The organism is Ruegeria sp. K3 (assembly GCF_056531845.1).
Map to the genome: position 1 here is coordinate 1 of NZ_JBQFMM010000033.1, position 1879 is coordinate 1879.

A 1879-nucleotide genomic window follows, 5' to 3' on the forward strand; every position below is an offset into this window, starting at 1 on the left:
TGGACTGTTTGTAGTCTGCGCGGGCTGCTCTGGGATTTTCTAAAGTTGGTTGCGGGAGCAGGATTTGAACCTGCGACCTTCAGGTTATGAGATAGCTTACGCCCACCTGCACCAACTACGCTGGGAAACGCTGCATTACCCTATCTTATTGGAATCGTTATTTTATTATTGACGACTGGCGCGCTCCGTTCCTACCTCTTACGCCATAGACCGCTTCCAGTTGCTTCCACAATGCTTCCACGGAGCGATGACAAAGAAAGGATGAGCGATGCCCAAACTGACCAAACGCGCCATAGAAGCCCTGCCTGTTGACGCAAAAGACTACTTTGTCTGGGATAGCCAGATTGCCGGGTTTGGTGTCCGCGTGATGCCTTCCGGGGCCAAGACCTATCAGGCGCAGTATCGCAGAGGTGGAAGGACAAGACGCGTTTCCATCGGACGACATGGCAAGATCACCGTCGACGAGGCGCGGAAGCTGGCAACGGAACTCATGGGGCAAGTGGCAAAGGGTGGGAACCCGGCCGAAGAGATTGCGCAGCATCGGCGCGCGCCCACGGTCTCGGCTTTGTGTGAGCGGTTCTTTGACACACACGTCAAGGAGCGCTGCAAGCCGTCCACACAAGGGGAGTATCGCAGGGCAATCGACCTGTTTATCTGTCCAGCCATTGGCAGCTTCAAAGTGGTCGACGTGGAACGTAAAGATATTGCCGAACTGCACTACAAGTTTCGGGACAAACCCTATCAAGCCAACCGGACGTTGGGCGTTTTGTCCAAGATGTTCAATCTGGCGGAAATCTGGGGTTTGCGGCCTGACGGATCAAACCCCTGTCGCCATGTCCCGAAATACCGCGAAGAGAAACGGGAGCGGTTTCTGAGCCAAGACGAGTTGCAAAGACTCGGGAAAGCTTTGACAGAAGCGGAACGGGATGGCTCGGAGTCGCCCTTTGTCATCGCCGCCTTCAGGTTACTGATCTTAACCGGGTGTCGCCTTGGTGAAATCCAAACCCTGCAATGGTCATTCGTCACAGACGCTGGAATGGAGCTACCAGACACCAAAACAGGCGCGCGACGCATTCCCCTGCCCCAAGCGGCCCGAGCCATTCTGAGTGCCCTGCCACGGCTTCCTGACAACCCTTACGTCATAGCTGGCGCTGTTGGCGGCCACTATGCCACCGACCTACAGAAGCCTTGGCGTCGTGTACGTAAGCGGGCTGGTCTGAACGATGTCCGTATTCACGACCTGCGCCATACCTATGCATCAAATGCCGTGTCGTCGGGAATGCCCATTCAGATGGTCGGGCGATTGCTGGGGCACAGTCAGATTCAGACCACGATGCGGTATGCCCATCTGGCCGATGATCCGGTACGGCAGGCAGCAGAAGAAAACGCCGCACGCCTCAATACAATCGTAGGCGCGCAGGAACCTAACCATGGGCTGCGTCTAGTTAGGTAAAGCGCTCAGCGTGACCAACCCCTAAACATATACATAGACGTGCTACACTACGAAGGGCGTCTACGTATACCGCCGCCGCGATCTGCGTGTTTGGGCCGAAGGTCGCCGCCGCCGTAACACCTCGCAAGTCTGAGTTTTGCCCGCACGGGGTTGGCAGCGCTGTGCGGGATTTTGGGGCCGGAATGGCTCTGTAGGGGCGCGGGCGAAACGGTCCCGCGCCCCTTAGCGACACACTACTGAACTGCATCCTGTTGCTTCCACAGTGCTTCCAGTTGTGCAGTGGCCTAAAACGCAGAAAGCGCCCGTTGGGGCGCTAAGTGTTTGTTTTCCGACCTTAAAGTTGGTTGCGGGAGCAGGATTTGAACCTGCGACCTTCAGGTTATGAGCCTGACGAGCTACCGGGCTGCTCCATCCCGCGACACTTTA

Annotated in this window: 1 protein-coding gene and 1 tRNA gene; one reads left to right on the forward strand and one right to left on the reverse strand. The window is 56.5% G+C overall.

Going from position 1 to position 1879, the window contains the following annotated elements; all coding sequences use genetic code 11:
* Window positions 1–268 precede the first annotated feature (268 nt).
* Window positions 269–1453: a tyrosine-type recombinase/integrase gene (locus ACR0MP_RS21990; protein WP_480888112.1), complete on the forward strand. Its 1185-nt coding sequence runs from the start codon at window positions 269–271 to the stop codon at window positions 1451–1453.
* Between the two features lie 341 nt (window positions 1454–1794).
* Here ACR0MP_RS21990 and ACR0MP_RS21995 read toward each other — a convergent pair.
* A tRNA-Met gene (locus ACR0MP_RS21995) sits at window positions 1795–1871 on the reverse strand.
* Between the last annotated feature and the right edge of the window lie 8 nt (window positions 1872–1879).

Coding starts and splice junctions, on each gene's coding strand:
- ACR0MP_RS21990 (WP_480888112.1), top strand. CDS start 269: ATGCCCAAACTGACCAAACGCGCCATAGAAGCCCTGCCTGTTGACGCA.